General features: G+C 70.5%; 6 protein-coding genes. 1 reads left to right on the forward strand and 5 read right to left on the reverse strand.

The genetic code is table 11. The features are described 5' to 3' along the window. The 3 genes from ACIPIA_RS08040 to cobD all read right to left on the reverse strand — a co-directional run. Positions 1–1,179 (reverse strand): MFS transporter (locus tag ACIPIA_RS08040; RefSeq protein ID WP_400508352.1); only part of this gene is annotated, 1,179 nt, incomplete at its 3' end. A gap of 20 nt (positions 1,180–1,199) precedes the next feature. Beyond that, positions 1,200–2,171, reverse strand: a complete 972-nt coding sequence (locus ACIPIA_RS08045) for a D-2-hydroxyacid dehydrogenase (RefSeq protein WP_400508354.1) — start codon at positions 2,169–2,171, stop codon at positions 1,200–1,202. Positions 2,172–2,252: 81 nt separating this feature from the next. Further along, on the reverse strand, positions 2,253–3,263 hold the full coding sequence (cobD, locus tag ACIPIA_RS08050) for a threonine-phosphate decarboxylase CobD (RefSeq protein ID WP_400508356.1): 1,011 nt from the start codon (positions 3,261–3,263) through the stop codon (positions 2,253–2,255). Positions 3,264–3,295: 32 nt separating this feature from the next. Between cobD and cbiB the strand changes: the two genes are divergently transcribed. Then, positions 3,296–4,273, forward strand: coding sequence for an adenosylcobinamide-phosphate synthase CbiB (gene cbiB / locus ACIPIA_RS08055; protein WP_400508357.1), 978 nt, complete (start codon positions 3,296–3,298; stop codon positions 4,271–4,273). A 3-nt stretch (positions 4,274–4,276) separates the two neighbouring features. On the opposite strand, the gene ACIPIA_RS08060 is transcribed toward cbiB, so the two are convergent. Further along, complete coding sequence (locus ACIPIA_RS08060; protein ID WP_400508358.1) at positions 4,277–5,932, reverse strand: acyl-CoA dehydrogenase family protein; 1,656 nt, start codon at positions 5,930–5,932, stop codon at positions 4,277–4,279. Further along, a complete protein-coding gene (locus ACIPIA_RS08065; protein ID WP_400508360.1) occupies positions 5,929–6,549 on the reverse strand; it encodes a TetR/AcrR family transcriptional regulator in 621 nt (206 codons plus the stop codon). Before ACIPIA_RS08065 ends, ACIPIA_RS08060 begins: the two co-directional genes overlap by 4 nt. Positions 6,550–6,655 lie beyond the last annotated feature (106 nt).

A 6,655-nucleotide genomic window follows, 5' to 3' on the forward strand; every position in this document is an offset into this window, starting at 1 on the left:
GGCCAGCGACGAGAAGACGATCAGGACAAGCGTCGAGACCGCGACGCCGCCGCGCTCCAGCGCGACGGCGAAGGCGAGCGGCGCCGCGGCCTTGATGACGAGGCCGGGGGCAGAGAGCTTGCCCATCGTCGCACCGAAGCCCAGCGGCCCGAAGAGCTGCAACGGCACGGTGCCGCGCACGATCGAGCTCAGCCCCATGCTGATGCCGAAGGCAATGGCGAAGAGCCCCGCGACCACCGCCAGCGAGCCGCCGAGCAGCAGCAGGAGCAGGCCGAGCGGCATCAGCCAGGCGGAGACCCAGGCGGTGGTGATCGGCGAGACGGAACGTCCGAACAGCATCTCCGCCAGGCGCCCCGCCACCTGCGACGGCCCGAGCATCGCGCCGATACCGACCGCGACGGCGGCACTGAGGCCGAAGCCCTGCAGCAGCGCCAGCATGTGGACGGCCATGGCCGAGACGACGAAGCCCTGCAGCGAAAAGGCCAGTGCCAGCAGCAGGAAGGCGCGCCGCCGGGCATCGCCCGTGAGATAGACCATCTCCGGTTCCGGCGTAGCCGGCGACGCGGCGGGGACCGCCGCAGCGACCACCGGGCGCTTCACGCGCCCCGGCAGGAAGGCGAGATGCAGGGGCATGCAGACCAGGATTTGCGCAACGCCGTAGAGCCGGTAGACGCCGCGCCAGTCGAGAATGGCAAGCAGGCTCGAGGTCAGCGGCCAGAACAGGGTCGAGGCGAAGCCGCCGATCAGGGTGAGCTGGCTGATGGCGCGGCGCGCCTGGCTGCCGCGCGCCTGGGTCAGCGCCGCGAAGGCTGCGTCGTAGAAGACAGCCGTGGTGACGGCCTGCAGCGCGACCATCGCCAGGACGTAGCTGACGAGCCCTCGCGCCTCGGCGAGCGCCAGCAAAGCGAGGCCCGCGAGCGCGGAGCCGGTCGTCATCACCAGCCGCGTGCCGTAGCGGTCGATCAGACTGCCGGTGATCGGCGCAACGGCGCCGCCGAGGAACAGGCCGATGGCGAAGCCGCCATAGGTCCATTCCGGGGTCCAGCCGAAGCTCGCGGTCATCCGCGGCGCCAGCACCGTGAAGGCATAGTAGAGCGCGCCGTAGCCGAAGACCTGCGTCACGCCCAAAGCGAGGATGAGGGACGACCCGCCGGGCCGCCCGAGCCTGGGCCATGACATCGCCACCACCTGTTCCCGGATCAGACGATCTGGTTGCGCAGGGCTGCCTCGCCCCGGCCGATGCGATCGAGATTGTCGATGAGGATGTCGACCACATTGCCTTCATAGGCACGGGTCTCGCCGGCGCTGTGCGGGGTGACGATGACCTGCGGCATCCGCCAGAGCGGCGAGGAGGCCGGCAGCGGCTCCTCATGCACGCAATCGAGTCCGGCGCCGGCGATGCGGCCGGCTTCGAGGGCGGCGATCAGCGCGGCCTCATCGACGACGCGGCCGCGCGCGACGTTGATCAGGTAGGCGGAGGGTTTCATCGCCGCGAGGATGCGGGTGTCGATCAGCCCTTCGGTCGCGGGCGTCAGCGGACACGTCAGCGCGACGAAATCGGCATCCGCCACCGCCTCGGCGAGACGGTCCGGCCCGACGATCGCATCGACATGCGGATGCGCCTCCGGATTGCGACGCACGCCGACGACGCGCATGTCGAAGGCGCCCGCGAGCTTCGCCAGCCGCTGGCCGATGCGGCCGAGCCCGACCACGACCAGCGTCTTGCCGCCGAGCTCGTCCTCGCGGCGGGCCCGGTCGCCGATCATCGGGCGCCAGTACGGCTTCGCCTGGTTGTCGCGGGCGAAATGGATCTGGCGGGTGAGCCCGAGGATCAGCGACATCGCATGCTCGGCCACCGCCCGCTCGTTGCCGCCCTGGGCGCTGGCGAGGCGTATGCCGGCCGCGGCGATCGCCGCCTTGTCGAACTGGTCGGTGCCGGCGCTGATCGACTGGATGAAGCGCAGCTTCGGCAGGGCCGGCAGCAGCTCGTTGCGCCACAGTCCGGAGACGACGAGCACGTCCGCCTCGGGTGCCCGCTCGCGCAATTCGTCGAGGCTGCGGACCTCGAAACTCCGGGCTTTCCGGCCGCGTGTCGCGAACTCGTCGCCCAGCTGATAGGCAGCGTGGGCGAAGCCGATCGTCAGTTCGCCTTCCGGCGGCAGGAATGCCATGCGTGTTTTCTCCCCGAATCCTTTTCGGTGGACGTTAACCGGCCCGCCGGCGCCTGTCCCCGCAGCCACCGCATGCGAGCTTCACGCTGGCAGCGATGCCTCCGGCGCATCCGCGGCCAGCGCCGCCCGCAGGCGCGCCCAGGCGGCCTCGTCGCCCGGCAGGCCAAAGCGCAGCCGGGCCGGCGCGTTCTGGAAGCGACGCACATAGATTCCGTGGCGCCCAAGGCGGGCGAAGAGCGCCGGCGCCGACGGCGTCTCGAGCAGGCGGAACAGGCTAGTGCCGCCGACGACGCGGCCATGCGGCGCAAGCAGCGCATCGAGGCGGGCGGCATCGCGTGCCCGCTCCTCGCCGGCCCGTGCCAACCAGGCGGCGTCCGTGAGGGCTTGCGCGCCGACATGCAGAGCGGGGCCGGCGACAGACCAGGGGCCGAGCGCCGCCCTCAGCCGGTCCATCTGCCCGGCGGCTCCGATCGCGAAGCCAAGCCGCAGGCCCGCCAGCCCGTAGGTTTTGCCGAAGGAGCGCAGCACGACGGCCCCGGGCTGCAGATCAGGCACGATGCTCTCCGCCGGGGCGAAGTCGATGAAGGCCTCGTCGACAACGAGGAGCCCGCCGCGCGCCGCGCAACGCTGCGCCAGTTCCGCGAGCTCGGACCGCGAGAACAGCCGCCCGTCCGGGTTGTTGGGATTGACCACGACGATGGTCGCCGCCTCCGCGTCAGGCACGGCGGCCTCCGTCACGGCAAGACCGGCCTTGCGCCAGGCATGGCCGTGCTCGGCATAGGTGGGGCCGAGAATCGCGACGGGCCCTGCCGGCGCAAGGCGCGGCAGCAACTCGATGAGGATCTGGGTTCCCGGCGCCGCGACGATGCGGGCGTGATCGGGCACGCGATAGGCGGCCCGTGCCGCCGCGACCAGGGCCGCCTCGTCATCGGCGCCGGGCAGGCGCGTCCAAAGGCTTAACGGCAGCTGCGGAAGCGGATAGGGGATCGGATTGATCCCGGTGGAGAGATCGACCCAGGGCTGCGGCGCCTCCGGAAAGAGCGCGCGGGCCGTGGCGAGATCGCCGCCATGCCAGATGCCGTCCTCAGCCACGTCTCCAGCTCCCAACCGCACGCCCGCCTCGCATGAACCTCTCCGCCAGCCTGCCGCTGCTCGTCCTCGCGCTCGCGATCGAGGCAGCCATCGGCTATCCGCAGCGCTTCTATGCCGCAATCGGCCATCCCGTCACCTGGATCGGGCGCCTGATCGGCATGCTCGATCGCGCGCTGAACCGCGAGGCCTCCTCGTTCGTCACGCGCAAGGCGATGGGCGTCCTGGCGCTGGCCGTCCTGCTCGTCGTGACGATCTCACTGTCCGCCCTGATTCAGCGACTGTGCCTGCATTTCGGGCCGCTCGGCCTTGTTCCCCTCGCGCTGGTCGCGTCGACGCTGATCGCGCAGCGCAGCCTGTACGAGCACGTCGCCCGCGTCGCCGAGGGGCTGGAGCGGGACGGGCTCGACGGCGGGCGGAAGGCCGTCTCGATGATCGTCGGCCGCAACCCTCAGACGCTGGACGAGGGAGGTGTGGCGCGCGCCGCCATCGAGAGCCTCGCCGAGAACTTCTCGGACGGGATCGTGGCGCCCGCCTTCTGGCTCGGCTGCGGCGGGCTGCCGGGCATCGCCGCCTACAAGGCGATCAATACGGCGGATTCGATGATCGGGCATCGCACGCCGCGCCATCTCGCCTTCGGCTGGGCCTCGGCCCGGCTCGACGACCTCGTCAACCTGCCGGCCTCGCGCCTGACCGCACTGCTCCTGGTCGCCTCCGCGGCGTTCGACCGGTCCGCGGATGCAGGCTGTGCCTGGCGCGCCCTGCGGCGCGATGCGGGCAAGCACCGTTCGCCCAATGCCGGCTGGCCGGAGTCGGCGATGGCCGGGGCGCTGGGGCTGCGCCTCGCCGGCCCGCGCGTCTACGGCGAGACCCGCGTCGAGGACCACTGGATGGGCGACGGCCGGGCGGAAGCCAATGCCGCCGACATCCGCCGCGCGCTCGCGCTCTACAAGCGCTCCTGCGGCCTGCTCTGGGCGCTGGCTGCGGTGCTGGCGGCCGCCGCGCTGCCCTGAGCCTCAGTTCGGAACCGGCACGGCGCGCCGCGCGATCGCCTGCAGATCCGCCCCCTGCGGCAGCGAGCCGAAATGGCCCGACCAGCCGCCCGCCAGGCGCGAGGCGACATAGGCATCGGCGACCGCATGCGGCGCGTGGCGGATCAGCAGCGAAGCCGAGAGCGCCAGCGCCATGCGCTCGACGAAGCGGCGCGCCAGATGCTCGTGCCTCAGTACATCGACGAGATCCGCCTCGAGCTCGACGAGAAAGGCATCGTAGCGCGGGTCGTTGCCGCGCGCCGCACGCAGTTCGTCGAGCAGGGCCGGCACGCAGTCCGGATAGCGGCGGATCGAGCGGAGGACGTCGAGGCAGACGACGTTGCCCGTACCCTCCCAGATGCCGTTGAGCGGCGCCTCCCGATAGAGCCGCGCCATGAGGTGATCCTCGATGAAGCCGTTGCCGCCATGGCATTCCAGGGCCTCGACCACGACCGGCGTGGCGCGCTTGCAGTTCCAGTACTTGGCGATCGGCGCTCCGATGCGGCCGATCAGCTTCTCCGCCTCGCTCTGCCCTTCCCGGTCGAGCGCCTGGACGAAGCGGAAGGCGAGCCAAGCGGACGCTTCGGCTTCCAGCGCCAGGTCGGCGATGACATTCGCCATGATCGGCTGGTCGATCAGCGCCTTCTGGAAGGCACGGCGATGTGCGGTGTGATGCGCCGCCTGCGCCACGGCATGGCGCATCAACCCGGCCGAGCCGACCGCGAAATCGAGCCGCGTATAGTGGTTCATCTCGAGCCCGGCGCGAATGCCATGGCCGGGCTCGCCGATGAGGTGGGCGACGACGCCGCGGAATTCGACCTCCGAGGAGGCGTTCGACTTGTTGCCGCACTTGTCCTTGAGCCGCTGGATCTGCAGCCGGTTGCGCGAGCCATCCGCCAGCCAGCCCGGCACGACGAAGCAGGAGACGCCCTCCTCCGTCCGCGCCAGCGTCAGGAACACGTCGGAATGCGGGACGGAGAAGAACCATTTATGGCCGGTGAGTGTATAGGTGCCGTCGCCATTGCGAACCGCCAGCGTCTGGGTCTGGCGCAGGTCGGAGCCGCCCTGCTTCTCGGTCATCGCCATACCGACCGTGCCACCGCGCTTCTGTGCCGCCGGCAGCGGGCGCCCATCATAGTCGGTGGAGGTGATCAGCCGGCCGTACTCTGCCCAGCGCGCCGGATCGCGCTGCAGCACGGGGATCGCCGAATAGGTCATGCCGAGCGGGCAGCAGATGCCGTTCTCGCCCTGGTTCCAGAGATAGGAGACCGCCGCACGCGCCACCTGCGCGCCTGGCCGCGGCCCGGTCCAGCACAGCGAGTGGAACTCGTCGCGCATCGCGAGCCCCATCAGTTCGTGCCAGGCCGGGTGGAACTCGATCTGGTCGACGCGACGGCCCCAGCGATCATGGGTGCGCAGCTCCGGCAGGCTGCGGTTGGCCTGCCGCGCCAGATCCTGCACGCGTTGCGAGCCGACATGGCCCCCGACCACGCTCGCCTGCTCCCGGAACCAGCCGGCACCGAACGCATCGAGGATGCGACCGAGCGTGGGGTCCGCGGCAAAGGCGTCGTAATCGGCAAGCGCCGGGGCCTGGTTCAGCACCTCGTGCGTATCGTAGCCATAGGCATCGAGCGTGGTCATGCAGCCTGTCCTTCGCGGGCGATCAGTGCGGCGAGAGCGAGATCGGCAAGTGCGGCGGCGATCTGCCGCCCGCGCTCGGCCGTGATCGGGCGATCCGGCGAGAGCGGGCCGATCAGAGCCTCCATGAAGCCGCCGACGATCATCGCGGCGGCTGCATCGGGATCGACCGGGCGGAAGCCGCCCTGCGCTTCGCCTTCGACGACGAGCGCGCGGAAAATGCCGGCGATCTCGCGGCGATAATCCAGTCGCGTCGCATCGACGGCCGGGTCGGCGGGCTCGGCGATCATCGACCACGCCAGGCGGCGGCTGGCGAAGGCGCGGCGCGCGAAAGCTTCGACGGCCGCGACGAGGCGCTCCTCAACGGGCGCATCGCTTGCCGCGATCTCGCGCAACACGGCAAGTTCGCGCGACGACACAGCCGCGACGATCTCGGCCATCAGTTCGGCCTTCGAGGCGTAATAGGAATAGACGCTGCCTGTCGAGACGCCGGCGGCAGAGGCCACGGCCGCGATCGAGGTCTCATGGAAGCCGACTTCCGAGACGATCTGACGGGCGGCCGCGAGGATCGCTTCGCGCTTGCCGGATTTGCGTGGCTGCCGCGACTGCATGCCTGCCATGAGCATTGCCCGAATTGAATTTGAATTCAGATTCAATTTGAAGCGGCAACCTGCCGCCGTCAAGGGGCTGTTGCAGAGGTGCAGCTCCCGACTCTCATCCGGTTTG

The organism is Allobosea sp. CER48, assembly GCF_044752385.1.
Classification (GTDB): domain Bacteria; phylum Pseudomonadota; class Alphaproteobacteria; order Rhizobiales; family Beijerinckiaceae; genus Allobosea.